Annotated in this window: 27 protein-coding genes, 1 rRNA gene and 1 riboswitch; of the genes, 8 read left to right on the forward strand and 20 right to left on the reverse strand. The window is 38.0% G+C overall.

The genetic code is table 11. The annotated features are described in order from the left end of the window. The first annotated feature begins 10 nt into the window (after positions 1–10). A 5S ribosomal RNA gene (gene rrf, locus A9J31_RS12315) occupies positions 11–125 on the forward strand. Positions 126–334: 209 nt separating this feature from the next. Then, complete coding sequence (locus A9J31_RS12320) at positions 335–772, forward strand: hypothetical protein (RefSeq protein ID WP_067766331.1); 438 nt, start codon at positions 335–337, stop codon at positions 770–772. Positions 773–786: 14 nt separating this feature from the next. Here the strand turns inward: A9J31_RS12320 and A9J31_RS12325 are convergent, their stop codons facing one another. The 10 genes from A9J31_RS12325 to A9J31_RS12370 form a co-directional block, all read right to left on the reverse strand. Beyond that, a complete protein-coding gene (locus A9J31_RS12325; RefSeq protein ID WP_067766334.1) occupies positions 787–1212 on the reverse strand; it encodes a roadblock/LC7 domain-containing protein in 426 nt (141 codons plus the stop codon). Between the two features lie 12 nt (positions 1213–1224). After that, a complete protein-coding gene (locus A9J31_RS12330; RefSeq protein WP_067766337.1) occupies positions 1225–1761 on the reverse strand; it encodes a GTP-binding protein in 537 nt (178 codons plus the stop codon). 8 nt (positions 1762–1769) lie between these two features. Then, a complete protein-coding gene (locus tag A9J31_RS12335; protein WP_067766340.1) occupies positions 1770–2726 on the reverse strand; it encodes a hypothetical protein in 957 nt (318 codons plus the stop codon). A gap of 50 nt (positions 2727–2776) precedes the next feature. Then, on the reverse strand, positions 2777–3136 hold the full coding sequence (locus A9J31_RS12340) for a roadblock/LC7 domain-containing protein (RefSeq protein WP_067766344.1): 360 nt from the start codon (positions 3134–3136) through the stop codon (positions 2777–2779). Between the two features lie 481 nt (positions 3137–3617). Further along, the gene (locus tag A9J31_RS12345; RefSeq protein WP_081410325.1) at positions 3618–4202 is read right to left on the reverse strand and encodes a lytic transglycosylase domain-containing protein; all 585 of its coding nucleotides are present in this window, start codon (positions 4200–4202) and stop codon (positions 3618–3620) included. A gap of 371 nt (positions 4203–4573) precedes the next feature. Further along, on the reverse strand, positions 4574–5059 hold the full coding sequence (locus A9J31_RS12350; RefSeq protein WP_067766347.1) for a GNAT family N-acetyltransferase: 486 nt from the start codon (positions 5057–5059) through the stop codon (positions 4574–4576). Between the two features lie 88 nt (positions 5060–5147). Further along, positions 5148–6347: an acyl-CoA dehydrogenase family protein gene (locus A9J31_RS12355; protein ID WP_067766350.1), complete on the reverse strand. Its 1200-nt coding sequence runs from the start codon at positions 6345–6347 to the stop codon at positions 5148–5150. Positions 6348–6374: 27 nt separating this feature from the next. Continuing rightward, entirely contained in the window at positions 6375–7661 is a 1287-nt protein-coding gene (locus tag A9J31_RS12360; protein WP_171256703.1) for an acyl-CoA dehydrogenase family protein, read from the reverse strand. 241 nt (positions 7662–7902) lie between these two features. Further along, positions 7903–9276, reverse strand: a complete 1374-nt coding sequence (locus tag A9J31_RS12365) for an ABC1 kinase family protein (protein WP_067766356.1) — start codon at positions 9274–9276, stop codon at positions 7903–7905. Between the two features lie 160 nt (positions 9277–9436). Then, complete coding sequence (locus tag A9J31_RS12370) at positions 9437–9742, reverse strand: hypothetical protein (RefSeq protein ID WP_067766359.1); 306 nt, start codon at positions 9740–9742, stop codon at positions 9437–9439. A 300-nt stretch (positions 9743–10042) separates the two neighbouring features. Between A9J31_RS12370 and prmB the strand changes: the two genes are divergently transcribed. Both prmB and aroC read left to right on the forward strand, forming a co-directional pair. Next, complete coding sequence (gene prmB / locus A9J31_RS12375; RefSeq protein WP_067766362.1) at positions 10043–11053, forward strand: 50S ribosomal protein L3 N(5)-glutamine methyltransferase; 1011 nt, start codon at positions 10043–10045, stop codon at positions 11051–11053. A 13-nt stretch (positions 11054–11066) separates the two neighbouring features. Beyond that, positions 11067–12161 (forward strand): chorismate synthase, encoded by a 1095-nt coding sequence (gene aroC, locus A9J31_RS12380; protein WP_067766365.1) that lies wholly within the window; start codon positions 11067–11069, stop codon positions 12159–12161. Between the two features lie 93 nt (positions 12162–12254). Here aroC and A9J31_RS12385 read toward each other — a convergent pair whose 3' ends face one another. After that, positions 12255–13040: a hypothetical protein gene (locus A9J31_RS12385; RefSeq protein WP_067766368.1), complete on the reverse strand. Its 786-nt coding sequence runs from the start codon at positions 13038–13040 to the stop codon at positions 12255–12257. Between the two features lie 204 nt (positions 13041–13244). Further along, positions 13245–13335, forward strand: a riboswitch (glycine riboswitch). A gap of 132 nt (positions 13336–13467) precedes the next feature. On the opposite strand from A9J31_RS12385, the gene A9J31_RS12390 reads away from it, so the two are divergent. Continuing rightward, positions 13468–14709 (forward strand): D-amino acid dehydrogenase, encoded by a 1242-nt coding sequence (locus A9J31_RS12390; RefSeq protein WP_067766371.1) that lies wholly within the window; start codon positions 13468–13470, stop codon positions 14707–14709. 50 nt (positions 14710–14759) lie between these two features. On the opposite strand, the gene A9J31_RS12395 is transcribed toward A9J31_RS12390, so the two are convergent. Further along, entirely contained in the window at positions 14760–15410 is a 651-nt protein-coding gene (locus tag A9J31_RS12395) for an A1S_1983 family putative colistin resistance protein (RefSeq protein ID WP_067766377.1), read from the reverse strand. Positions 15411–15510: 100 nt separating this feature from the next. Here A9J31_RS12395 and ispF point away from each other — a divergent pair, with 100 nt between their 5' ends. Next, entirely contained in the window at positions 15511–15999 is a 489-nt protein-coding gene (gene ispF, locus A9J31_RS12400; RefSeq protein WP_067766380.1) for a 2-C-methyl-D-erythritol 2,4-cyclodiphosphate synthase, read from the forward strand. Here ispF and A9J31_RS12405 read toward each other — a convergent pair. From A9J31_RS12405 to A9J31_RS12415, 3 genes are all read right to left on the reverse strand, one after another. After that, the gene (locus A9J31_RS12405; RefSeq protein ID WP_067766383.1) at positions 15987–16511 is read right to left on the reverse strand and encodes a protein tyrosine phosphatase family protein; all 525 of its coding nucleotides are present in this window, start codon (positions 16509–16511) and stop codon (positions 15987–15989) included. The genes ispF and A9J31_RS12405 overlap by 13 nt on opposite strands. A 56-nt stretch (positions 16512–16567) precedes the next feature. Then, on the reverse strand, positions 16568–17659 hold the full coding sequence (locus A9J31_RS12410) for a 3-deoxy-7-phosphoheptulonate synthase (RefSeq protein ID WP_067766981.1): 1092 nt from the start codon (positions 17657–17659) through the stop codon (positions 16568–16570). Positions 17660–17786: 127 nt separating this feature from the next. Next, positions 17787–18683: a sulfite exporter TauE/SafE family protein gene (locus tag A9J31_RS12415; RefSeq protein ID WP_067766386.1), complete on the reverse strand. Its 897-nt coding sequence runs from the start codon at positions 18681–18683 to the stop codon at positions 17787–17789. Between the two features lie 388 nt (positions 18684–19071). Between A9J31_RS12415 and lpxB the strand changes: the two genes are divergently transcribed. Beyond that, entirely contained in the window at positions 19072–20247 is a 1176-nt protein-coding gene (gene lpxB, locus A9J31_RS12420) for a lipid-A-disaccharide synthase (RefSeq protein ID WP_067766984.1), read from the forward strand. 59 nt (positions 20248–20306) lie between these two features. Here the strand turns inward: lpxB and A9J31_RS12425 are convergent, their stop codons facing one another. Continuing rightward, the gene (locus A9J31_RS12425; RefSeq protein ID WP_067766389.1) at positions 20307–21257 is read right to left on the reverse strand and encodes an AraC family transcriptional regulator; all 951 of its coding nucleotides are present in this window, start codon (positions 21255–21257) and stop codon (positions 20307–20309) included. A gap of 181 nt (positions 21258–21438) precedes the next feature. Between A9J31_RS12425 and A9J31_RS12430 the strand changes: the two genes are divergently transcribed. Next, the gene (locus A9J31_RS12430; protein ID WP_067766392.1) at positions 21439–22644 is read left to right on the forward strand and encodes an alkane 1-monooxygenase; all 1206 of its coding nucleotides are present in this window, start codon (positions 21439–21441) and stop codon (positions 22642–22644) included. Positions 22645–22779: 135 nt separating this feature from the next. Here the strand turns inward: A9J31_RS12430 and A9J31_RS12435 are convergent, their stop codons facing one another. The 4 genes from A9J31_RS12435 to A9J31_RS12450 are packed head-to-tail and all read right to left on the reverse strand — an operon-like array spanning position 22780 to position 26254. Further along, positions 22780–23724, reverse strand: coding sequence for a phosphatidate cytidylyltransferase (locus tag A9J31_RS12435; RefSeq protein ID WP_067766395.1), 945 nt, complete (start codon positions 23722–23724; stop codon positions 22780–22782). Continuing rightward, entirely contained in the window at positions 23724–24425 is a 702-nt protein-coding gene (locus tag A9J31_RS12440) for a lysophospholipid acyltransferase family protein (RefSeq protein ID WP_067766398.1), read from the reverse strand. The genes A9J31_RS12435 and A9J31_RS12440 overlap by 1 nt, the downstream gene beginning before the upstream one ends. An 18-nt stretch (positions 24426–24443) precedes the next feature. Further along, positions 24444–24884, reverse strand: a complete 441-nt coding sequence (locus A9J31_RS12445; protein WP_067766401.1) for a hypothetical protein — start codon at positions 24882–24884, stop codon at positions 24444–24446. Continuing rightward, positions 24881–26254 carry a phosphatase PAP2/dual specificity phosphatase family protein gene (locus A9J31_RS12450; RefSeq protein ID WP_067766404.1) on the reverse strand — a complete coding sequence of 458 codons (1374 nt, stop codon included), beginning with the start codon at positions 26252–26254 and terminating at the stop codon, positions 24881–24883. Before A9J31_RS12450 ends, A9J31_RS12445 begins: the two co-directional genes overlap by 4 nt. Position 26255 lies beyond the last annotated feature (1 nt).

Raw genomic sequence — 26255 nt, forward strand, 5'->3', positions numbered from 1 at the left:
TAACAGTTGTGCTGGCGACAATAGCAAGAGTGAACCACCTGATCCCTTCCCGAACTCAGAAGTGAAACCTCTTAGCGCTGATGGTAGTGTGGGGTTACCCATGTGAGAGTAAGTCATCGCCAGCTCATTATTCAAAATCCCCCTAACTCTTATGAGATAGGGGGATTTTTTTATGCGATAAAAATAGAAATGGTAACTTTAAGTAAGAAGAGCATGAAGGAGAACCCCAATTCTTGTTTTAATTAATCCATTGAAAAGTCATTTTCAGCTAAGGCGAAAAATGAATAAAACAGTATAATTACATCAAATTTATAATTTTTTATAGGGAATCTTAATGTTCAAGAAAAAATTATTAGCGACAAGCTTATTATTAACAATAACGTTAACTAATGCTGGTGTTTATCAAGATAAGTTAAGTGAATGTCTAAGTAAGTCGACAACAGCTGAAGAAAGCCAAAATTTAACAGCCTGGATTTATTTAGCATTTTCGGCTCATCCAGAGATTGCAAAATATAATAAAGCAACCCCAGATGAAGTCGCTAAAATAGATAAAAATATGGCAAAATTATTTCAAGATTTATTAACAACCCGTTGTAAAACTGAAATAAAAGCAGTGACCGAAAATGAAGGTACAAATGCTTTAGCAAATGCATTTGAATTATTAGGAAAAACCGCTGCAGAAAGCCTTATGCAAAATCCAGCTGTAAACACACGAATTTCTGCATTTACCCAATATTTCGATGAAGAAGCAATCCGAAATTCAATGAAATAAATATTTAAAATTGTTTATGAACTTGGTAATTGATATTGGCTAAGTTCATCACTGACTTTTCTAAGTGAGTATAACAATTGTCCTAATAACACATCTTGAGAGGTTAAAAGGACTAATATCATTGGGTGTAGGGGATGGGAAATCGCTGTAAGTAAAGCTTTTCCATTTTCAGCATCTAATGTAATTGTTTGACAGCCTACAAGATTAATTTCATTGGTAAATGCTTGAACCATTGCCAAAATTGAACTGCTAACAGCGGCAAGCTTTCCAGAATTCTCAATATTTTTCTTTTGAATGGACTTTAATTCAAAACCATCAGTTGAGCATAACATTACATACTCAACGCCTGAAACATCCATAATTAATTCTTTCATTAAACTATGTGCATGCTCAATGAGTAGCTGTGGTGCTGTGCGACTTTTTCGTATAGATAAACTCATATGGACATAACCTTAAATAGAAAGTTGAACTTCAGCTTTAGCAATAAGTGTTTCAAGAATAAAAAGAATATCGGACTTCTTTCTAGCATCAATATAGAAGATAGGATGATGGGTTTGTTGCTGCTCTTGCCATTCCTTATAGAGCTTTGTAGATTGATACTGTGTACTATCTAAATGGGTGATAGCAATAATAAGGTTTTCATTATTTTTTGAAAAAAAATTCAAATATTCATTAATTTGTTGAATGGGATTGTTATGTGTATGATCAATTAAAATGATTGTACCTATAGCACCATTGCAAATTGTATTCCAAATAAAGTTGAATCGTTCCTGCCCAGGTGTACCATATAACCCTAATTTTATACCATCTTCGAGTGTAAGCTCACCATAATCTATTCCTACTGTCGTCAACATTTTTTGATGTGCATGCTGATCTGTATTTAAAGCCTCAGTACAAAGTACAGGAATATCGGAAATGCTTTGAATAGCAGTAGTTTTTCCGGCCCCCATTGTTCCGGCAAAAACGATTTTGTATTGCTGTAAAATCATATTAAAATTTATATTCCAAGTTTTTTTCTAAGGCTACGGAAAAGTTGCTGTAAAGGTTTTGACGATTGTTCTACAACTTGTTGAGTATGGAATACGGTAGCCATAGCAGGTATTTCTTCAATCATGTTTGCAATGTCACAAGCAAAAAGAAATCGATTAATGAAATTTTGACTTAATTGCATTTTTTCAGCGACATATTGCGTTGAGCTACCTTCCATAAAAAATGCTGACATTTTCAGTAATGATTTACGTTCGATACAGTCGATAGGTTGTGGCCAATGCAAAAGTCTATAATGTTTTGAAAAAGTAGGGGTTTCATAACCTACGTAGTCCCAAACAAACTGCCATAATCCATGTTGTAAATTGATTGATTTAGAACTGTATTTGAAGTTAACAACAGTATTTGTATCAGCTGGTATGAGTGTGAGTTCAGATTTTTGCAAAATTTTTATCTGAGATTTAATCCAAAACTCATTGTTAATGTTATCAATCAAGCCGATTGGATTTGTATCTAGTAAAATGAGTAGACGTTGGTGATTATTGATTTGTGTAAATAGATTAGAGAATTGTTGATGACTTAATTTATACTCAACATCTTTAACTATCGGTTGTAATATATTATTTTGCAGCTGATTACAAGTTTGAGTTAAGACAGTATTAACTAACCAAATTTCAAATTCTGTTGGATTAGTTAGTGGCAAAAATAAAGTGTCATGTTGGATTTTATTGGCATGTAATTCATTTTTTTTTAGTTTGAGTATAATTAATCGATTATGCTTAATTTTATTTATATTCGGTAAATCAATGAAGTCATCATTGATTAATAGTACTTGAAGTTTGCTATCAGCAATGTGTGTCCAATGAATAGTGATATTTGTTGCTAACTTATTTGAAATAATCGATTTAATTTCATTGATAACATTTAGATTTAAGCCAAAGACTGAAATATATAATGTGTTATTCATGCTAGATTCCACAAAAGTGGGTTATTTCAGTTGAAATAACCCAATTAGAATTAAGAAAAATCTAATTCTTTTTCGAAACGTTTAAGTTCGTGGCGTGCCATAGCAAGGTTAGATTTACTGCGGTCTAATACTAGATAGAGAAATAAAGCTTCATTTGAATCTAGTGGACGAATTAAGTGATATTGTTTACCTAAAGTAATTAAAATATCTTCGATTGAATCGTTTAGATTTAATGCTTTGGCAACTTTACGCTTCGAACGAACAACTTCTGTATTACCAGCAGCAGCTAATTCTAAGTCGATATCGTTATTACCTTGTGTAGCCAAAGCTAAACCACTTTCACTATCAACTAATGCGGCAGCAACAAAACCGTCAATTTCAGTTAATCCATTTAAAGATAATTTAGCCATTATTAACCCCAATAATTTATATGTTAATCAGTAATATATTTTTACTGATATGTACGATATTAACTAAATCTAATGAATAAACAATGCTGAAAAATTTCATGTGGTTGATTATTGTTAATCATAAATAAATGAAAGATTGTGAATAGAATATTTTAAAATTTTAAACATGTGTAATTGTGTAGAATATTTAAACTATATTGGTTTTTATTAACATTGGCAATATATAAGTATATTGTTTTTTATAGAATTTTTATTAATAGTTTTAAAGTATTATTTTATCTTTTTAATATATTAAAGATATTGTCTTATATAAAAATGGTATTAAATAAAAAATCTGTTTGTTTGTTAAATATTCACTTAAATATTAAATATAATATTTAAGCCAATCTGAATAATGCGACTTAAAGCACTTAATTGTAATTAAGTGTGTTTTGATTTGAAAAGTTCAATCCTACGTTTCATCGGATTGAACTTGGATTTATTACAGTGCACTTTTTAGATTTTTTTGATGTTGCTTAACTTGCTTGGCATATCGTTTACCTTGTTTCTTCATTTTTCTATTTGTATTGTAGGCTGTAGGGCCAACATTATAGTAAGCAAGTGCTTTAGGCATACTTCCAGCAGAATTCTTATACTTAGTTAAAATATACGTTCCACAATTAATATTTGTGAGTTCATCATATAGATCACCCTGACAGGTTGTTTGCCAATAACGCGGCATAACTTGAGTCAGTCCAACAGCTCCTGCGGGTGATGTGACGTAAGGCCTAAATGTAGACTCTTGACGTATTACCGCTGCAAGTAACAGGGGGTCGACGGCATATTGATCAGCTGTTTGTACAATATATGGTGAAACACGATTGGCAGTCTCTGGATTTACGGCATATGCCTTTTGAATACCTGTGGATAGCTTTGATGCACGTTTGGCAACAGAACCACCACCTAAGGATGAGCAGCCAGTCAAAATTGAAGCGGTAAGCAAGACACTTAAAATTTTGAGGTGATGGTTTTTAGCGGTTTGAATAGTTAAAGAAACGTTATGTAATTTATTCTGTATCAATTTCATAGTTCAAGTATTTAGCCAGATCATATTTACTGGCTTTGATCTTATGAATCTGGCTTAGAATGGTCAAGGTTTTCTCTATTGAACCTCTACAGTGTATTTGTAATATACGCTTATTTTTTCTACATCAATCAATAATAGATAATAAAATAGCCCACTTTGGGTGGGCTATTTTATTGCAGTTTCTCTTTTCGTACATTTTCCATGTGCAGCTAAACTTATTATTGTTGTTTTATGTTGAGAGGAATTTCCGTTTCCTTCATGACATCTTAAGGATTTGTATCAATACAGTCAGTCGTTATTCACTTGATCTTATGTAAGCTAAAACGGCTAAGTCTGTCTCTTAAAGATATAAACTGTTTGGAGATGTTGAACTATACGTTTTTCAACATCCAAATTTCACAAGCTTGACTATGTCCTGTGTTTCCTTTCGGCGCTTCTAGATGTTTAAAACCCTTTTTTTCATATAGTTTAACGGCTTGCCCAAGAGAAGCTGTAGTTTCGAGGTAACAGGCCTGAAATTGATTGTTTCGCGCGAATTCAAAGCATTTTTCTAAAATTTTGGCTGCAAAACCATGTCCACGTAGTTCAGCTAAAAAATACATTTTCTGGATTTCGAGAATATCGTCTGAGCCTTTGAGTGGTGATAAACCACCGCCACCAAGGATAGTACCTTGTTCATTTTCAATGACCCAATATTGTGAGTTATGTTGGGTATAAACTTCGTAAAGATTATCTAAGATAGGGTCTGCAACTGCAAAACCAGATTCTGCTGCTAAGCCAAACTCTGCTGAAACTTTACGAATAATAGCGGCAATAGCTGAATTATCTTGAGCTTGAATAGTACGTATACGAAACATATTGAATTAAAAAGGTAAAATAAAAGATGGATTGTTTATAGACCGATGTCATAAAAAAATCCATCTTTCAGTTGTAGATTTAAACCGATTATTTTAATTCACTTGAACTTTTGCCAAGTTCACGACGTGCAACGATGAGTTGTTGAATTTGTTGGGTACCTTCAAAAATATCCAAGATTTTTGAGTCTCGTGCCCATTTTTCCAATAGTTCATCTTCGTTATATCCAACGGATGCTGCTAATTCTACACATTTAAGTGTTATTTCATTACCTACTCGTCCTGCTTTTGCTTTAGCAATAGAAGCTTCACGTGAGTTTGGTTTTTTATTATCGGCCATCCATGCAGCTTTAAGCATCAATAAACGCGATGCCTCCCATTCAGCTTCCATTCTATAAATTTGAGCTGCGATATTTGAACTTTGTAAAAATGGCGTTACATATTCCGCATCAAGTTCATCTTTAAAAATTTCTTTGATTCGCTCAAGTGACGCTTTAGCACAACCAACTGCCATTGCTGCGACTAAAGGGCGTGTATTGTCAAAAGTTTCCATGACACCAGCAAAACCTTTGGCTACATCAATTTCTGCATTTCCAAGCAAATTGGCCGCAGGAACGCGACAATCAATAAAGCTAATCGCAGCGGTATCGGAAGCTTTAATACCGAGTTTGTGCTCTAAGCGCTCCACAGACATACCTAGTGTGCCTTTCTTAACTACAAAAGACTTGATGGCTGCACGACCTAATTTTTTATCTAAGGTTGCCCAAACCACAACTGAATCTGCACGTTCACCAGAAGTCACAAATATTTTTTCGCCATTAAGTACATATTCATCACCATCTTTCGTCGCCGTGGTGCGAATGGCAGCTGAATCTGAGCCACAGTTGGGTTCAGTAATCGCCATGGCTGCCCAAGTGCCTTTAAGGCGTTCTAGTTGCTCATCATTTGCAACGGCAGCAATAGCTGAATTTCCTAATCCTTGGCGCGGCATACTCAGTAAAAGTCCTGTATCGCCATAACACATCTCTATCACACTTAAGGCTGTCGACATGTTCACGCCATTTTTATTTCCACTATCTGTATCACCACGCTTGTTTACCGCAGCACCTGCATTCATGCCATCTCCACCGTCGTTCATGCCATCAACGAGTGATGACAACATATCTAATTCCTTAGGATATGCATGTTCGGCTTTGTCATATTTACGTGAAATAGGGCGGAGCACATTGAGTGCAACTTCGTGTGCTTGATCGATCAGCATTTTGAATTTTTTTGGATTTTGTAAATTCATGATTTATTCCTTATTTTTTATACTGATCTAAGCATGTAAGCCAGAGTGTAAAATTGCAGTGGCACGTAAATCACGGTACCAACGTTCAACAGGATGTTCTTTGGTAAAGCCATGACCACCTAAAATTTGCACACCATCAGTACCAATTTTCATGGATTTTTCAGCACAGAGCAGACGAGCTAAATAGGCTTCACGATGAAAAGGTTTACCTGCCTCAGCTAAACTTGCAGCATTTAAAATCAACATATGCATAGCATCTAGCTCAATAGCCATATCTGCAATCATAAAAGCGACACTTTGACGATGTGAGATGGGTTCACCAAAGGCCGTTCGTTCGTTGGCATATCGAATACAGTATTTTTTAACGGCTGTAGCAGTGCCTACAGCGATTGCACACCACATCAAATTGCCTAAATCAACAAATGCGCTGTAGTTAAAATCATCATCACCTAAACGTTGAGCAGGCGTCTGATTAAAGTTGAGTGTTACCGTTTCCGTTGCTTTTAATCCCATTGCTGGGGATTTTTTTGCGCTGATGGTTTGATCACGTTGTACTACAAATATTTCGGGTTGGCCGTTTAGCATGGCTGATACTAAAATTACATCAGCTTTCTCACCGAGTATGACTAAGGTTTTTTCACCACTGATTTTATAGTTTGAACCATCTGCGATAGCGCGGGTTTTTAGTTGCATGGGATTAAATGCAGCCGTTGCTTCTTGGACGGCAAATGTTGCGATGATGTCTGCGTCTTCAGCAAATACAGGTAAATATGTTGCTTGAATAGATTCTGAGCCCCATTGTGTTATTGCATTGATACAACTAAAGGTCGAAAGCAACCCAGCTGTAAGGCTAAAATCACCTTCGGCAAGCTGTTCTGCAATTAAGATATTACTGATAATATTTTTCTCTGCAGCTACGCCGCCCAAAGCTTCAGGCAGGGCATAATAATTTAAACCTAAATCTTGTACATGCTGCCAAAGGACGTCAGGAAATTTTTCATCCTGATCTGCTTGGTGAGCAAGCGGATAAAGTACTTCACTGGCAAATTGCTGCATTGCTTCAGCAGTCATGTGCTGTTCTTCGGTCAAATTTAAATCGAACAATGATTTTTGCTGATTAGGTAGACGTTGCTTATGTACATCCTTATTGGTTTTAAAGGCTTTTTGCGTATGGCTCAAGGTTTTAAATCCAGCCTTTGAACCTTGATACAGCGATTTCTCAACCAATTTGCGTAATTTAAATTGATCTAATACGTGACTACCAGCCATTTTTGTTAAAAGAGAAAGCCCAAATCCTTGTGCCTTGTTTACCATATTGGTCATTGTTGTTTTCCATTCACCTTGTTCTATTTTTATGCTGACATGGCGCTTACATAAAAACCATGTCAGAAGTGACATGCTTAATTGTCAATGATGAACGGCTTTGGCTGGGTGGTATGTAAATATAAGATATTAAAATTATTAAATTTATTGAAAAAATAAAATGAATGTTTTTTTTATTAATTGACTTGGCTGACATTTTTTCAACCAAGTCGTTGGCGAATTGTAATTAAAATTATTGATACTTTTGAATCATACGACGTACATTGGTTCTCGCCTCAATGACGGTCATAAACGTATAAGCACCAATAAATTTACGGCTAATAAACATAAACTCTTTCGGTGGAACAGAGAAATAACGCGATGCCATTGATTTAGACGCTTGTTGCATAACACGACTATGTAATTGGCTTTTTTTCCAATCATAGTGATTTTGCTCGTCCATAACGCCAGCAGGGATGTTTGGATTATTTTCATTGCTACTGAATGCTTCAGTCGCAAGTAAGAAAACTTTAGCCATATCTGGCTTGATACTTTGTGGAATGCCATCAAAGAATTCATAACCTGTCATGGCTTTCACCATTTGATCCGAACTGTGGTTATAACCTGCAGTAATTAAATTACGAGCGACGTTAAGTAAATGTTCATCGAACTGACGAATTGCACCGAAGTCGAGTAAAACAATCTTATCAAGTACATCGGCACCATTGCCTAGACGTACCAAGTAATTACCAAAGTTTGGGTCAGTTTGCATTTCACCCCATTCGAAGATTTCACGTACGGCAATTTCAAGAGAAGCTTCGCCTAATGCATTACGTCGCTCTTGAGGTAGCGAGAGCATGACTGGGCTATTAATGGGTACGCCACGTTCAAATGTCATACACAACACTTGATTGGTTGAGTAGCCATCAATGATTTGCGGCACAATATAGCGTGGATCTTCTTTTAAGCGCGAAGCAAAACGGCGTGTCGTATCTGCTTCAATTTTATAATTGACTTCGCGGTGCATCATTTCACGCACTTCATCAAACCATTGATCAAATTCACGGGTTTGAGGCACCATACGGGTGAGTTTCAGCATGTTTTTGAATAGATTCATATCTGAATCAATAGCATCTGCCACACCCGGATATTGAATTTTTAAGACCAGCTCTAGGCCATCAGATTTGCGTTTTGCACGGTGCACTTGCGCTAAAGATGCTGTACCCAGAGGCTCATGATCAATAACTAGATCATCAAGTTTTGAACCGAGTTGATCTTGTAGTTGAACTTTTATTGCAGGCCATGCCAAAGCGACAGTCTGGTTGTTAAGTGTATTTAAGGCTTGCGTAATTTCTTCTGGCAGGAAATGCTCACCATATAAAGCCATCATTTGCCCAATTTTGACGATTGAGCCTTTTAATTTTCCAATTTCTGCGACGAGATATTCAGCCTGATCTTTCATCGCTTTTTTACGTTTTTTCTCTTTTTCTTCTTCACTTGAAAACATAGAAGTAGCGTTAGATGCAGCCCAACGAGTACCTGCAAGCAATGAAGCTTTAGCGATAGATAAGCGACGATCCATAGAGGAGGTTTTCAGTTGTTTAAGCTTATCGTTCTGATCTGACATGTAAATTAAATCCTTTAATCAGCAATTCGCAGAAAAATACATTGTATCGAATTCTAGCGTTTCTTAACGTATTAAAATAGTTCAACTTACTGAATCAGCAGTAAGGTTATGCAAACTGATTACTAAAGCTTTATTTTTAAGCAGGATTAGAGATCAAATTTTATAGATTAAACTTGATTTTAACGCTGCTGTTTCGCTGTAACTCAAGTTTGTGTGCTTCTATATGTTGCTTAATCAAGTTGTGCACTTCAGTGTGAGTAAAGCCAGAAGCGTAACCTTTTACAATGACGATACTGGGCAAGCTGAAAAATAAAGCACGCGCATTTTCAATCGTTGCTTGAGGGAAAATATCCAAATCAACCAACATTTGCTGAAAATATTTTTTTTCAGATTGTACGGTTTGTGATTGGGTGTCGTCCCAATAGCTTTGACGCATAGCCATCAAATTATTATGTTTGTAGCTCATATTTAGCCCAAAATAAAACTTAAAATTATCAATGGGGGTAAAAGTACAGACTTAAAGGGCTTTTTATCACTAACCGATAAACACTCTTTTGATAAAAGAAATATTATTAATCGTTTCAATTTAAATCATCATTGAGTAATTAGATCTAAGTGAAGTATATGACTTTAAAAATGAATCGATTACACAGATGTTTGAAAAATGATTTTCTAGAATGAATAAAAACATAGTTGCATGATCAATAGGGCCAAAAACAAGGTATCATAAGCCGTTTAAAAAATTATGACCTTGGAGACGCCTTAAGTGGATCGACCGACTATTAGCCCTGAACATTTACAGGAAGCAGCTGAAAACTTAACGACAATTCGTGATTTTATTCGTTTTGGTGTTACAGCTTTACGTCAATATGATGCTCACTTAGGTCAAGGTACAGAAGATTATGTTGCTGAAAGTTCAGCACTGGTATTACAGACATTATCTCTTGATTGGAATGCAAACCCAGAGATTTTAGATTCTAAATTGCTTCCAAGTGAAATTGCAGAATTCTTGGCATTACTTGAACGTCGTATTAACGAGCGTATGCCAACGTCTTATTTACTAAACTTAGCTTATTTCTTTGGTAAGCCATTTTATGTAGATGAACGTGTTTTAATTCCGCGTTCACCAATTGTTGAATTAATTGAAAATCGTTTTGCACCTTATTGTTTAGGCGAAAATGGCGAGATGGGTGCTGCAGTGAACAATCTGCCAGAAAACCCAAATCCAAAAACACCACAACGCATTTTAGATATGTGTACAGGTTCAGGCTGTATTGCTATTGCATTAGCTTATGCATTTCCAGATGCCGAAGTGGACGCAACTGACTTATCCAAAGAGGCTCTTGAAGTTGCGCAAATTAACTGTGAACATCATAACAAACAGTACCAAGTTGCTTTGCTTGAGTCTGATTTATTTGCAAAAATTCCTGCTGAAAATCAATATGATTTGATTGTGTCAAATCCACCATATGTTGATGCTGAAGATATGGCCGATCTACCTGATGAATTCCATCATGAACCAGAAATGGCATTGGCAGCAGGTCAAGACGGCTTAGATCTAGTACGTAAAATGTTAGCGCAAGCTGCGGATTACTTAACTGAAGATGGATTGATTGTCATCGAAGTCGGCAACTCTGAATGGGCGATGCGTCAAAACTTTAATACTGTTGACTTCTACTGGTTACAGTTCCAACGTGGTGGCACAGGTATCTTTGCTTTAACTGCTGAGCAGTGCCGCAAATACCGCGATTTATTCATTCAATCTGTTCAAGCATAAGGAGTCGTTTGACATGGCAGGTAATAGTATAGGGCAACTCTTCCGTGTAACGACTTGTGGTGAATCTCATGGCGTTGGCTTAATGGCTATCGTTGATGGGGTTCCACCAGGTATTGAACTTTCTGAAGCTGATTTACAAAAAGACTTAGATCGTCGTAAGCCGGGGACGTCTAAGTTTGCAACTCAGCGTAAAGAACCAGACGAAGTTGAAATTATTTCTGGTGTATTTGAAGGTAAAACAACTGGTACATCAATTGGTTTGTTGATTCGAAATACGGACCAAAAATCAAAAGATTATGGCAACATTGCACAAACTTTTCGTCCGGGTCATGCTGACTATACCTATACCCATAAGTATGGTTTCCGTGACTACCGAGGTGGTGGTCGTTCAAGTGCACGTGAAACTGCAATGCGTGTTGCAGCGGGTGCAATTGCTAAGAAGTTCTTATTTGAGAAATTTGGTATTGAGATTCGTGGACATGTGACTCAAATTGGAACGGAAAAAGCAGAAAAACTGGATTGGAATGAAGTACCAAACAATCCATTCTTCTGTGGTGATGCTGATGCAGTCCCACGTTTTGAAGCTTTAGTGACCTCACTTCGTGAGCAAGGTACAAGCTGTGGTGCAAAACTTGAAATCATTGCATCAAAAGTGCCAGTAGGTTGGGGCGAGCCTGTATTTGATCGTTTAGATGCAGATATCGCCCATGCCATGATGTCAATTAACGCAGTAAAAGGCGTGGAAATTGGTGACGGTTTTGGCGTAGCTGAACAATTCGGTCATGAGACACGTGATGAGTTGACGACAGATGGTTTCCTTGCAAATCATGCTGGCGGTATCTTAGGTGGTATTTCTAGCGGTCAGGATATTCGTGTTTCGATTGCGCTGAAACCAACGGCTTCCATCACGACTCCGGGCAAAACTATTACCATTAACCGTGAAGATACGGATGTCCTGACCAAAGGCCGTCATGATCCTTGCGTGGGTGTACGTGCAACCCCAATTGCTGAAGCGATGCTAGCAATTGTTTTGATGGATCACTTCATGCGTCATCGTGCACAAAATGCCGATGTTGTTGCTCCATTTGCACCGATTGAGCCAAAATAATGTAGCGCTTTATTTTGTGTGTAAAGTCAGACTTCGGTCTGACTTTTTTATTGATGAAATTTAGTAAAAGTGAGGATGAACAAAGGATAAAATTCAATGAGGCTTAACTTTATTTGCTCTAAGCCTTTGAAGTAGTTGTTCTTTATTGATGTCAATTTGATCAGCATTTGTTTGTGTTGAAAGTAGATGACGTGGTTTCTCACCTAAAAAATATTTAATACGTTCAGCATTGGCACCTGACGGATGGGGTAAACCACTCAAGATTTGTTCTTGCTTTAAATAGCCTAAGTTAGATATATAATTGAGTACCTCATCAACACCTTTACCTAAAGGAATATATAAGGCATTAGGAAGTTGTAGAACCATTGGAATAAAATAGTCATAAATATGTTGTTTTAAAAAGTCATTTTTTAGCATGGACGGTGCTGATCCAGCATAATTCTTAGCATGAATGAGTATGCACTGCTGTAATGCAGAACACAGCTGAACCATTTCCTGATGATCTGTAAACAATTCTGAGGTGGATGAAATTCCAAGTCTTTCATTAAGACCGATATGATCGAGCAATCGAGTTAAGTTGTGGCGAATTGCTCCACTAAATGCACCGCTATTCTTTGCAAGATTTAAGGCTTCTTTTTCAGGTAAATTTAGTACTAAGGCTGATTGCATCGCTAAAAGTGCATTTCGCCATTGCTGCTGGCCTGGGCAAATTCCAACGATCACGACTTTAGCCTGAGTATTTATGGCTTCAAATGGTGCATAAAAACTTTTTATCTTTTCACTTTGTCCAACTAACAACAAATCACTTTGAGTTAACTCATCAATTGGATGTGATGCGATGATTGAAGCGAATTGTGCGTAAAGTGCTGAATTGGGCATGGCAAAAATAATTTAAAAAAACTGCTCAATCATATTCTAATTCTTAATAATGAAAATCAATAGCTTAGTCTTGAAATTAACGATATAGAACGTCTTTAAAAATAAAAATTAACAATAATTTGAAAATTAGGGCTTGAGCTTTGGTATAAAAATTGCTCATATCTAGTTAAGGCAAAATACAAATATGTGCTGAATAACAAACCACAGGTGGTTGCAGGAGAGAAGCACGAGATGTGCTCGCCGAAGGAGCAAGTTCCCCCAGGAAACTCTCAGGCAAAAGGACTGTAATCATCCATAAAATCTGGAGAGAAGTAAGCACGACTTACTCACCGAAGGGGAAGGTTAGCCACATCATGGCTCACCGAAGCTCTCAGGTATCAATGACAGATGGGGCGAGCATAGGAAATAAAATTTCCAAGGAGCCTATATGTGTCATATTGTTGTCATTGGAGCGGGTATTACAGGGGTTACGACCGCTTATGAATTAGGTTTATTGGGATATAAAGTCACAGTTGTTGATAAACATTTATATCCCGCAATGGAAACATCATTTGCCAATGGCGGGCAACTTTCAGCATGTAATGCTGAAGTCTGGAACCAAAAAGCCACTGTGCTGAAAGGCATAAAGTGGATGTCGCAAAAAACAGCACCGTTGTTACTCAACCCAAGTTTTAATTTGCATAAGTACTCATGGCTCTTTGAGTTCATGGGGCATATTAAAGATTATCGTGCCAATACGCATGAAACAGTACGTTTAGCCTTGATGGCGCGTCAACGTTTGTTTGAAATTGCAGAAAATGAAAAACTACAATTTGACCTCGAAAAGCGCGGTATTTTACATTTCTTTCATAATCAACATGATTATGAAGTTGCAACTCAAGTCAATAATATGCTCTGTGAGGGAGGGTTAGAGCGTCATCCTGTAACTTTGGCTGAAATTAGACAAATTGAACCGAGTTTGACGGGTGAATATTATGCTGGATTTTATTGTCCCGGAGATGCAACGGGAGATATTCATAAATTTACCACTCAGCTTGCTAAAGCCACAGAACGCTATGATGTAAATTATTTATGGGGCTTTGAAGTCACTGATTTTGAACATCATGATCATGGTGTAAATTTACGCTTAAAAGCAAGTAACGAAAACATGGTAGCTTCAGAAGAAACAGAAATACTCAAAGCTGATGCAGTCGTGGTCTGTGGTGGTGTTGGAAGTTATGAACTTGCCCATAAATTGGGAGATCGCGTCAATGTTTATCCAGTTAAAGGATATTCAATTACAATTAACTTAAATGATGAAGAAAGTCAGGCAAATGCACCTTGGGTGAGCTTACTTGATGAAAGTGCCAAGATTGTAACTTCACGATTAGGAGAAAATCGTTTACGTGTCGCAGGTACAGCCGAGTTTAATGGCTACAATCGCGATATACGTGCTGATCGAATTCAACCATTGATTGATTGGTCTAACCGCAATTTTAATCTTTCAACTGAGCATGTAGTGCCTTGGGCAGGACTTCGACCAATGATGCCGAATATGATGCCAGTCGTGAATGCGGGCAAACGAGAGCATATTTTTTATAATACAGGCCACGGTCATTTAGGTTGGACTTTATCTGCTGCAACGGCTGCGATGATTAGCCAACAAGTCGCACGTACACATCCAATTTAAGGCAATGTATTAAAAAGCCTCAATTATTGAGGCTTTTTAATTTTTTAGAATTAATCGTATAGTCGATAAATCCCAGAAAACCGCTCACAACCTTTTTGCGTAGTTTGTACAGAAAGCAGTGCTTTGCTGTAGTTAAAGGTGTACTTACAGTCATTTTCATTGTCTGTAATTTCAGTTTTTTGATTTGGTGTTGTGTAGGCTAGAAACGGAATCGTTTGCGTTTCTACGCGATTGTTAGGATTGCGGTAGGCAATACCTTCAATTTTGATTCGGTCTTTAGTCAACTGATGAACTTTTAGATGCACAGGCGAAGCTGCAAAATGACCATTTTCAAATTTTAGAAAATGCTGAGTTAGGCTCTGATTCATTGAGGTATAAATATTCAAATCTTCATGACGTAACTCAAACTGCTGCTTAAAACAATCTAAGTTTTTACATTGTTGAATACGGTTATACCACAGTGTTTGCGTATCGATGAGTAAACGTACTGGTGCATCAGTAATAAGTTGTGCAGTCAAAAATAAATTGTCTAGCTTTTCGCGAGGTTCGTCTAAAGCCTTAGAGCAATATTGCTTCTGTGATGCATGCTTCGGTTGTGTGCAGTCAATACTGTTCGCATGGGCCATACCTGTAAAACAGTGCCCAAATAACACAATTAAGCCGAATTTTTTGATGATATTTATATCAGTTTTCAACAGCATGATCGCTTATACTTTCACTATGTTGCGCTTGCCCACACTATAGCGAAATAGAAAGTGGGAATACAAGATTTCAATTATTATTTTCTAAAGGATTTATGCCGTGATTGCTCAAATTCGTATTGGTCAAGGAATGGATGTACATGCTTTTGACAAAGGTGACTTCGTTACTTTAGCGGGTGTACAGATCCCACATACACATGGCTTAAAAGCTCACTCAGATGGTGATGTTGTACTGCACGCATTGTGTGATGCTTTGCTAGGCGCATTAGCACTGGGTGATATTGGACAGCATTTTCCAGACACCGATGCAAAATTTAAAGGTGCTGATAGTCGTGTGTTACTCAAGCATGTCTATCAACTCATTTTAGATCGTGGTTATGTGTTGAATAACGCAGATATCACCGTGGCGTGTGAACGCCCAAAACTTGCAAAACATAACTTAGAAATGCGTCAAAGTATTGCCGATGTATTGCAAGTTGATGTTACACAAATCAGTGTGAAAGCGACTACAACAGAAAAGCTAGGGTTCACTGGACGTCAAGAAGGTATTTTATCAACAGCGACGGTTTTGATCACTCACGCAAAATGATCAGGGTGAATCAGGGCATGTTGTAAATCTTGTGTTGCTTTACGGCCTTGTAGCTGTACAGCGACAGCATGAATTAAGCCTGTCCAAGTTTCATTTGGTTCCCAAATTTGATGCAAGTGTTCTTGTGCTGTAGGCATGTCTATATCCATAAAATATTGGCGATATAGATACATTAAACTGCTGACACGGAAGTTTTTAGCACAGTGTAGCCACACAGTTTGGCCTTGAACCAAATGATCAATCATGTCTAGTACCAATAAACATTGGTCATCAGATGGTGTGTCCCAAGAAATAGGAATTTGAATATAGTTTAGCCCTAGATCCAAGCAAATACGATCTTCATTGTCGATGTGATTCGATGCATCGGTAAGCGCTAAATTGATGACTGTTGAAACACCATATTCTTTAATTGTTTGCAGTTCAGTTGGCGATGGTTGTCCTGAGGTCAATAAGTGCTCATGTATATATTGGAAGTTTTCAATATGACTTAACGTATTTTCGATTTCATTCATTAGACTTATTTCCCCTTAAAAGTAAAACGCCATCTTTAAGATGGCGTTTTAGTCACTTAGCGAGTCGGCAAGACATCTTTAAGTGCTTCATGCATCTCTAACAAGACTTTTTCAGTTGTATCCCAATCGATACAACCATCAGTCACTGATTTACCATATTCGAGGTCACACAGGTTGACAGGAATATCCTGACGACCACCTTTTAAGTGACTTTCGACCATAATACCCACGATTGACTTGTTGCCGTCAAGGATTTGTTCAGTAATGTTTTTCAACACAAGGGGTTGTAGGTACGGGTCTTTGTTTGAGTTCGCATGACTAGTATCAATCATAATTTTGCTACTTACTTTGGCTTTAGCAAGAGCAGCTTCCGCTTCAGCTACAGAGCCTGCGTCGTAATTTGGTTTACCGTTACCGCCACGAAGTACAACGTGACCATAAGGGTTCCCGCTTGTACGAATAACAGAAACTTGTCCTTGATCGCTTAAACCTAAGAAGCTGTGGCCATGTTTAACCGATTGCATCGCATTTGTTGCAACAGTTAAACCACCATCAGTTCCGTTTTTAAAACCGACAGGTGATGAAAGACCAGAAGACATTTCACGGTGAGTTTGACTTTCAGTTGTTCGCGCGCCAATAGCAGACCATGAAATCAGGTCTTGGTAGTATTGTGGTGAGTTCGGGTCTAATGCTTCAGTTGCACAAGGTAAACCTTTTTCATTCAACTCAAGTAAGAGTTTACGACCAATGCGTAGACCTTTTTCAATATTGAATGAGTCGTTCATATCAGGGTCATTAATGAGACCTTTCCAACCGACAGTAGTACGTGGTTTTTCAAAATAAACACGCATCACCACATAAATTGAATCTTTAATTTTATCACTTAACGCTTTTAAGCGATCTGCATAATCATGCGCAGCGACTGTGTCGTGAATTGAGCATGGGCCAATGACAACAAATAGACGTTTGTCATTACCATCTAAAATATTACGAACAGTTTCACGGCCTTGTAGGACTGTTTGATAGGCAGTTTCAGTCAGAGGTAACTCTTTTTTTAGTTCTGCAGGAGTAACAAGTGGCTGAATGCTTTTTACATTCACGTCATCAATGTCGTTTTGGAAAGTAGAATTAGACTGTAAAGTATTCATTGCCGTCACTGGTTTGAGTATACAAAAGGTTGTTTCGTGACCCGAATATAACATGAATGTACCACTCAAATGTTATAAAAAAGATCAATAAGTCTCTGAAAAAAAAGTGATGAATCGGGGAGTTAATTTAAACCTGAGTGTTAATTGCTGCAGGTGCAGCAAGTGTTGCAACCACTGGCTTTTCTACAGGTTTCGCTTTTACTGGATTGATAATGAAATTCATACCTAGCATAAATAGCGTGATACCTAAAACTTTACGGATAACTTTTTCAGGTAAACGTGAACTAATGAGCGTACCAATGATAATGGCAGGAATAGAACCACAAAGTAACCAACCTAATAAATGAAAATCGACGTTACCTGAACTCATATGTCCTAAACCTGCAACTAAAGTTAGGAGCACAGCATGTACAACGTCTGAGCCAATAATTCGAATCATTGGTAAATTAGGGAACATTAAAACCAATGCCATAATACCGAAAGCACCTGCACCCACAGATGATAAGGTCACAAATACACCTAGAACGATACCCATAATGATAATTAGAGCGCGTTTATTTTTGGCTTGTAGATTAACGCGTTCTAAGTCAGAACTCATGTCGTCGAATTCAGATTTTTTACGGAACTTATTAAAGAATTGTTCAATATGACCACGGAAAATAATTGAGATCCCTGTCAGGGTCAGCATGAAGCCAAGCACCATTGTTAAGACCGTTTTATAGTGCGTAGATTGGCTTAAATAGTTTTCAAGTACCCAGTGTGTGGCAAATGATGCAGGAATACTTCCGACAGCTAGCCAGATGACGATGGGCCAAACAATGTTCATTTTACGGGCATGGACTAAAGAACCACAAAATTTTGAAATTGCGGCATAAAGTAAGTCCGTACCAATTGCAATGTGAGGTTCAATTTTATATAGGCTAATTAATATTGGGGTCATGAGAGAGCCACCACCAACACCGGTAATGCCTACGCAGAAACCAACTACTACACCTGCCAGAATGAACTCTAAAGGACCAACCATTGTTATATGCCAAATATCAAAAAACGTGCATATGTTATGACTAATTCATATAAGTCGTTGTCTCGATTAGTGATTTACTTGTGAAAAAAATAGATAAAGATTGTTTGCAATGAATATCTTTTTATTGCTTCAGTGTTTGTATATTCTTATTTTTGTGTAATTCATAAGTCAAAATGAAGAAAATAGATAACAAAAATGAAAAAAGTAAATATTTATTTTTTGAGTTTAAATTTGCTGTTTGATCAATTGATTTTAATCCTTCTTTAAAATTGGAATAAGAAAATATTTGTATGGGTTTAATCATTAAACAAATTTAAAAGCATTCGAATGCCAAGACTAAATATAAAAACACTATGGTAAAATACAGCAAAATTAAGAGGACATGCACTTGCAAAATCGGAAGCTCAAAATAGGTATTGTGGTCGGAGAAGTTTCCGGTGACACATTGGGTGCAAAACTCATCCGTAGTTTTCGTGAGCAGGGGATAGATGCCGAATTTGAAGGCATTGGTGGTCCACAAATGATCGCTGAAGGCTTTAAAAGTTATTTTCCGATGGATATTTTATCGGTCATGGGTATTGTTGAAGTACTTAAAGACATTAAAAAACTTTTTGCGGTACGTGATGGTCTGGTTGAAACCTGGACAAAAGAGCCTATCGATGTATTTGTCGGCATTGATGCACCAGATTTTAATTTAAGACTGTCTAAAAGCCTGAAACAAAAAAATCTACCAATTAAAACCGTGCAATATGTTAGTCCTTCAGTATGGGCATGGCGTCAAGGCCGTGTGCACGGAATCAAAGCCAGTATTGATTTGGTACTGTGTCTATTTCCATTTGAAAAAGCATTTTATAAAAAATGGGACGTACCGGCAGCATTTGTCGGACATCCATTGGCAAGCCAGCTCCCTTTAGAAAATCCAATAGCTGCGGCTCAGCAAGAACTTGGTTTGGATCAAAGGACCAAGCACATTGCATTGTTACCAGGCAGTCGTCGTGGTGAAATTGAGCGATTGGGGCCATTGGTTTTGTCTGCAGCAGAGAGCATTAGCAAAAAGCATCCTGAATATATCTTCTTAATTCCAGCCATTAATGATGCGCGTAAGCAACAAATCGAGGCTTTGTTACAGCAATATCCGGAAGCTTTACAAACGAAAGTCCGCATAATGGAAAATACTGACACCGAATCTAAAATTGGTCGTCAAGTGATGAATGCATCGAATATTGTTGCTTTGGCATCGGGTACAGCGACATTAGAAGCCATGTTATTACACCGTCCAATGGTAACGTTTTATAAGCTGAATTGGCTGACGTATCATGTGGTGAAATTTTTGATCAAAATTCCTTATTATTCTCTACCCAATATTATTGCGGGTAAAAAGGTCATTAGAGAATTGATTCAGCATGATGCTACACCTGAAAATTTGGCGTCTGAAATTGAAAAATTGATGAATATTGAAACTGCGCAAATTCAGTCGATGCAGCATTTGACCATGCATAAGCAATTATTGGCAGGTAACAGTGAAGATCCAGTGCAATCTATCTTGAATACATTAAATCAATAATGCGTTTGAGTTGAATGAATGTGTTCCTATTGTTTCGTTTTACATTAGATGTGGGAATTTTAATTCACTGATATTTTTTGTACTTGAAACTGCTGTCGATATTGTGTTGGTGTGAGGTCATAAAACTTTTTAAAAGTTTGGCTAAAAGCTGTTTCAGATGAATAACCAACACGATAGGCAATTTGCTGAATGGTAAGTTGGCCCATTTTTAAATGTTGTGCAGCCAGACGTAAACGGTGCTGTTGCAAATAGGCCAATGGAGTTTCACCAACTATCTGTGTAAATAAACTCGCAAATTTTGAACGCGACATACAGCATTGTTCAGCCAGACTTTCTACCGTCCATGGCTGTTGTGGTTGTTCATGAATGGCGGCCAGTGCATTCGATAGTTCAGGGTGACTGAGTGCATGTAACCAGTTACTTGAGTTTGGCATTGCCGCAATATAATCACGTACACATTCTATAAATAAGATACTCACTAAATGATCCAAAATTTTGTCGCGGCCTGGGCGGATTTGATTCACTTCGACAGCTAAAAACTGCAAGCCGATTTGCAGCCATTCTGGTGCAGTGCTGCTCATAATATGTTGAATATGCAAAACATTCGGTAATGCATTAAACAGTGGTCGCGCCATAATGCTGTCGACATGCCCCCGAATTGCAAGCATCAACAATTCTTCAGTTGTGTCTGATTCAGACGGATTTAAATCTACAGTTTTATGTCGCTTTTCTTGAAAGAGCGGTGTGATATTGAGTGACTCAACTAAAGGATCAATATGAATAGATCGGCATTGATGATTTTGGCCAGATGGAATTAAGCATAAATCGCCAGCTTCAAGTTGAATCTGTTCGTTGTTAAGTTGTACTAGGCACTGACCCGATATAACTACATAGGCAATCATTGCGCCATGATCTTGGAACTGAAATGACCACGCTTGTTTAGATTTTAGATAAATATATTCTGAACGGTGTAAATGAATATCATCAAAAATTTTACTTAAAGCATCCATATTTCAAATATTTACTCATCTTAATTTTATAGTAAAACATCATCTTTATGTGCTTTAAGGCCAGCATATATCCATACATGCCAAAGACGATCACATAGTTTTTTTGGACGCTTAAAACTGTTATCGCAATCCTTATTTGTTGAATATAAACACAGAAGAAGTAAATAGGGAAGATAAGAGCATGAATGCACCAGTAAAATTAAATGAACAGCAGCTTGCACAATTGGAAAAGAAAATTGGCAGTGTTTTAGATAGAAAACGCTATGGCTGGCTACTCAGTCCAGGCTTACCTGTTATTGGAATGGGGATTTTAGCCGGCTATCATTTTGGTCCAAAATCGACAAAAAAACTGTTTGCGATGGGGGGACCACTGTTGTTGCATGTGATCATTCCCGCTTTAGATGCGTTGATTGGTGATGATGCTAACAATCCAACAGATGATGATATTAAAGTCTTGGTGAATGATCCGTATTATGACCGCATTGTAAAACTCTTTATTCCACTACAAATGGCTGCGAACGCTTTCGCAGGTTTTGTAGTGACACGTAAGGATGTATCACTGATTGATCAATTGCTGCTTGGTATTTCAATGGGGGCAATAAATGGTGTTGGGGTAAATACAGCGCATGAACTCTGCCATCGTCCGCATAAAAAAGATCATTACTGGGCGCATGCGACACTAGCACCTTTGGGTTATAGCCATTTCCGGATTGAGCATCCATACGGTCATCATAAACGTGCTGCAACACCTGAAGATCCTGCATCTTCAAAAATGGGCGAAACATTTTATGAGTTTTGGCCACGTACCGTATTTGGCGGAATTAAGTCAGCGATTCGAATTGAAAAGCAGAGATTAAAACGTAAAGGTTTAAGCTTCTTTTCCAAAGAAAATGAGCTGTTTCATGGTTGGGCGATGAGTGCTGGTTTCCATGCCGCTATGCTAAAAGTGTTTGGTGTGCGGGTCACGCCATATTTAGTCACTCAAGCATTTTATGGGGTGAGCCTGTTTGAAATTATTAATTATATTGAACATTATGGTTTAAAGCGTGAGCAAAAGGCTGATGGCAGTTATGCGCGTACGATGCCTGAACACAGTTGGAACAACAATAATATTGTGACGAATTTATTTTTGTATCAATTGCAGCGTCATTCTGATCATCATGCCTATCCAACTCGACCATTTCAGGCACTACGACATTTTGATGAAGCGCCAGAATTGCCAAGTGGTTATGCAACTATGTTAATTCCGGCATTAGTACCCTCACTATGGTTTAAGATGATGGATAAACGAGTTTATGATCATTATGAAGGGGATTTGGACAAAGCTAATATTTTTCCTAAACGCCGTGCAGCGATTTTAAAGAAATTTACTTCAAGTGATGTTTAATTTGGGCTTGATTCATCATTAAATCAGGCTCCACACATAAGAAATCCCGATACATTCGGGATTTTTTTAGTTAGAAATTTGAAATTGGTCTAACTCGTATGGAGCTTTCTAAATTATGAAGTTTTTAAATAAAGTCTAAGACCACCAATAACGCAAAATATGGAAGAATACTGGCGCAGAAAAGCAAATAGAATCAATTCGATCCAACATACCACCATGACCTTGAATTAATTGCCCCCAATCTTTCACACCGCGATCACGCTTAATCGCAGACATGACCAAACCACCAAAGAAACCAAAAATACAGACAATCAAACCAATAATTGTGGCCTGTATATAATTAAAAGGTGTTAGCCAAGACATTACCACGCCAAGCGCCGTAGCTAAGACAATCCCGCCAAGTAAGCCTTCAATGGTTTTAGATGGGGAAAGAACGGGTGCAACTTTGTGTTTGCCAAACAGCTTACCGCAGACATATTGCAGCACATCGGAGGCTTGCACTACCATAATCAACCAAATAGCCAACCAAATTTTTTCACCGCTGAAACCGGGCAGTTTTAAATTTAACAGTGCAGGCACATGCGAGATACAGAACACACTGATCATCAGTCCCCACTGTATTTTGGCGCTGCGCTCTAAAAAGCGCGTGGTATCTTCTTGTTTTAAAGTGGCAATTGGAATGAGTAAAAACACGTACAACGGGATAAAAATCGAATACAGCCCGTACCAATCGATATAGACCAAATAGTATTGGTAAGGAATAACAAAATAAAAAGCAATCAGCAGAGGAAAATAGTCGCCACGGCGTGTTGGCAATAGGCTAATGAATTCACGTAGGGCGAACAGCGAAATCAGTGCAAATAACACCACGAAGGCTATTTTTCCTAGCATGATGGCTGCACCCAATACCAACAACATGACCCACCATGCATTGATACGTGCATTTAAGTTGTCGATGACAGGGGCCGGAGCGTAGCCAGCTCGGAGTTTCAGGATATAACCGATCGTTGATGCAAATACCAAAATGGCGGCAAAGATACCAAACAATAAATAGGTCATTTGTGCATTACTTAAATCCATTATTGGTACTCCAATGCTTTAAGTTTCAGCAATTCAGCTTGGGCATAATGTAAAAAGTCTGCTTTACTCTGCTTTTCATCATGGATTAAAGGCTGCCCAAAAATCACCGTGGAAAGTAGTGGCAAGGGAACCAATGCACCTTTGGGCATGACGCGTTTTAAGTTTGAAATCCAGACTGGAACCACCTCTACATCAGGAAACTGAGTTTTTAAATGGTATAAGCCGCTTTTAAACTCTAATAGTTCAACATCATCATTTAGATTACGCGTGCCCTCAGGAAAGAAAATAATTGAATAACCTTCTGCCAAAACATCTTTTACAGGCTGTAAAGGGTCTTGATTATTCACTCGGTTACGTTGAATGGTCACACCGGTAAAAGTGTCCTGAATCAAAAAGCGTCGAAAACCATCCTTTAACCAATAGTCTGATGCCGCAATCGGGCGTGTTTGTCGTCTTAAATCGGTTGGCAAAGATGACCACAGTAGGATGAAATCGATATGACTGTTATGGTTAGCATAGTAAATCCGCTGTTTCATCACAGGTTTGCAGCCGACCCAAAGGCTACGTGCGCCAGTGAGCAGACGTGCACCTCGACGAGTAAGATAGGCAATGAACCGAGCCAATGAACGGCTTAAAATATTCCCTCGTTTATTGGGACGAATAATCGTGTTATTGGAATCTGGCGTGGGTAATGTTGGCATGATGTTCTTTATAGTTATCTATCGATAAAGCAAAAATATGCAAATAAAAACGGAATATTGCAAGACCAAGAGCAGAATTTGAAGCCTAAATAAACCTTTGCAAGCTTGAAGTCGAACTGACCAAGTACGATTGGCTTTGGCGGGCGGCATTAGATTTAGAGCAATCAGACTCTGATCCAGTTCAGTAGTTAGCGATTCAAGTTGCACATCTTGAGATGTGCTGTTAGATGGCTGACTCAGCATCTCTAAGATATCCGCATCAAATTGAACACGAATACTGACAAAATGTTGTAGGGCGATCAGCAGCAAACAGATCAAGCAAAATAAGCTATCTAAAATAAGTGATTGGCGATGCCAAATAAGCAGTAAGAGACTGAAAATAAATGCTAGATATGCAGAGCAAAGTAATCCCTTCGAGCAATTTAGCAGCTTGGCAAGTAGTCGCATTTGCATGGTCATGGTGCTAAACCTTTAAGTTTAAGGCGATAGATATCAAGTTGCTTGATTTGAGCTTGATTTAAGACTACCCATGGACGTGCATGACGAATGATTCTAATGCAATCTTCAACAGAATGTTCGGGATAATGCTTGAGTAAAAATGCAGTGAGGACAGCGCTACTTCTAGAATAGCCCAGTGCGCAAAATACCAAAACTTCGGCATTGTGAGTCGATTTATCAATTGTTATATCAAGTCCAATTAATTCATCTAAAACAATTACTGCTTGCTTGAGCTGTGTCGCTTGCAAAGGAATTAAATCTAGGCTGAGAATCTGTTTATAATTTTGGTCATCTTGCTTCCGTGCAATAGGCATTTCAGCGCAGCAATCCAAGCAGGCTTGATAGTATTGAAGGTGTTGTTGATTTGGAATACGACCTAAATATAGATCATGCTGTTGAAAATGGATAATTTTTGAATCTTCTTGATGCGATCTTGTCCACAAACGGCTATTGAGCCACGCAAATAGAAAATAAGGCGCGTAAAGTAGCCAAGCTGCAATGGTCATTTGTCCATTACTTTGCTTCTGGAATAAATGCGGTCGATTGAAAAAGTAAGCCAATGCGACCATCAATAGACTCGATGCCGGATAAAGTAACCAAAGCCAAGCGCCTTTAGCATTGGCAAGCGCGGCTAAAAAAAATGCACCGAGTAGATATAAGCCACCAATTTTCAGATGTTTAAGCGTTAGGCGGCTAGTTAGATTTTTTGCCAAAGGTGATTGAACTTGTAGAGGAAATAACCATAAACACAGTGCACCTACGAGAATGCCTGTTGGGATATCAATAAAATGATGCTGCCAAGTGGTCAGCACGGATAGACCAATTAAAAATGCCCAAGCATCGACGAGAAATTTTAATTTTCCTTGGCTATGACGACGGTAAAACTCCCACAAAATCACCAACAGAACAATGTGTAAAGACGGGGCTTGATTGAACGGTTTATCGAAGCCCATCAATACATCAAACCACAATCCAAAAAATCCGCTGAGTTCCGGACGTTCAAAACTAAATTTGAGCGGGAACAGCAAAAAGCAGGTAATAGAAATAATCTGTGCAGTAAATAGCCTAAGTACATGCTGTTTTAACTCAAAACGATTCCAACACAGCAGTAAAGATAAGCCATAAAATAAATCAATCGACCAATAAGGCACGATACTCCATGGCCAAAGCGGGATGTATTTCTCCCAAGCAAAAACGATGGATGGGACTTGAGACAGTCCAGATGTGTATTGATTTGCAAAGCCATAGCTAAGAAAAAAGAATGGCGCAAGCACCGCTAGGCAGAGTAGACCGAGCTTCCATGTGCCATCTTGTTTGTTTGAATCTAGCATG

The organism is Acinetobacter gandensis (assembly GCF_001678755.1).
GTDB lineage: Bacteria > Pseudomonadota > Gammaproteobacteria > Pseudomonadales > Moraxellaceae > Acinetobacter > Acinetobacter gandensis.

Bases quoted from the DNA above. Each gene is read 5' to 3' on its own strand.
- A9J31_RS12350 (WP_067766347.1), bottom strand. From the start codon at position 5,059: ATGTTTCGTATACGTACTATTCAAGCTCAAGATAATTCAGCTATTGCC.
- A9J31_RS12445 (WP_067766401.1), bottom strand. From the start codon at position 24,884: ATGACCATGCAAATGCGACTACTTGCCAAGCTGCTAAATTGCTCGAAG.
- A9J31_RS12440 (WP_067766398.1), bottom strand. From the start codon at position 24,425: ATGCCAACATTACCCACGCCAGATTCCAATAACACGATTATTCGTCCC.
- A9J31_RS12390 (WP_067766371.1), top strand. From the start codon at position 13,468: ATGTGTCATATTGTTGTCATTGGAGCGGGTATTACAGGGGTTACGACC.
- A9J31_RS12450 (WP_067766404.1), bottom strand. From the start codon at position 26,254: ATGCTAGATTCAAACAAACAAGATGGCACATGGAAGCTCGGTCTACTC.
- A9J31_RS12345 (WP_081410325.1), bottom strand. From the start codon at position 4,202: ATGAAATTGATACAGAATAAATTACATAACGTTTCTTTAACTATTCAA.
- aroC (WP_067766365.1), top strand. From the start codon at position 11,067: ATGGCAGGTAATAGTATAGGGCAACTCTTCCGTGTAACGACTTGTGGT.
- A9J31_RS12425 (WP_067766389.1), bottom strand. From the start codon at position 21,257: ATGGATGCTTTAAGTAAAATTTTTGATGATATTCATTTACACCGTTCA.
- A9J31_RS12385 (WP_067766368.1), bottom strand. From the start codon at position 13,040: ATGCCCAATTCAGCACTTTACGCACAATTCGCTTCAATCATCGCATCA.
- A9J31_RS12325 (WP_067766334.1), bottom strand. From the start codon at position 1,212: ATGAGTTTATCTATACGAAAAAGTCGCACAGCACCACAGCTACTCATT.
- A9J31_RS12335 (WP_067766340.1), bottom strand. From the start codon at position 2,726: ATGAATAACACATTATATATTTCAGTCTTTGGCTTAAATCTAAATGTT.
- A9J31_RS12430 (WP_067766392.1), top strand. From the start codon at position 21,439: ATGAATGCACCAGTAAAATTAAATGAACAGCAGCTTGCACAATTGGAA.
- A9J31_RS12370 (WP_067766359.1), bottom strand. From the start codon at position 9,742: ATGAGCTACAAACATAATAATTTGATGGCTATGCGTCAAAGCTATTGG.
- A9J31_RS12405 (WP_067766383.1), bottom strand. From the start codon at position 16,511: ATGAATGAAATCGAAAATACGTTAAGTCATATTGAAAACTTCCAATAT.
- A9J31_RS12340 (WP_067766344.1), bottom strand. From the start codon at position 3,136: ATGGCTAAATTATCTTTAAATGGATTAACTGAAATTGACGGTTTTGTT.
- A9J31_RS12355 (WP_067766350.1), bottom strand. From the start codon at position 6,347: ATGAATTTACAAAATCCAAAAAAATTCAAAATGCTGATCGATCAAGCA.
- A9J31_RS12365 (WP_067766356.1), bottom strand. From the start codon at position 9,276: ATGTCAGATCAGAACGATAAGCTTAAACAACTGAAAACCTCCTCTATG.
- A9J31_RS12415 (WP_067766386.1), bottom strand. From the start codon at position 18,683: ATGGTTGGTCCTTTAGAGTTCATTCTGGCAGGTGTAGTAGTTGGTTTC.
- A9J31_RS12395 (WP_067766377.1), bottom strand. From the start codon at position 15,410: ATGCTGTTGAAAACTGATATAAATATCATCAAAAAATTCGGCTTAATT.
- A9J31_RS12410 (WP_067766981.1), bottom strand. From the start codon at position 17,659: ATGAATACTTTACAGTCTAATTCTACTTTCCAAAACGACATTGATGAC.
- A9J31_RS12330 (WP_067766337.1), bottom strand. From the start codon at position 1,761: ATGATTTTACAGCAATACAAAATCGTTTTTGCCGGAACAATGGGGGCC.
- A9J31_RS12360 (WP_171256703.1), bottom strand. From the start codon at position 7,661: ATGGTAAACAAGGCACAAGGATTTGGGCTTTCTCTTTTAACAAAAATG.
- A9J31_RS12320 (WP_067766331.1), top strand. From the start codon at position 335: ATGTTCAAGAAAAAATTATTAGCGACAAGCTTATTATTAACAATAACG.
- A9J31_RS12435 (WP_067766395.1), bottom strand. From the start codon at position 23,724: ATGGATTTAAGTAATGCACAAATGACCTATTTATTGTTTGGTATCTTT.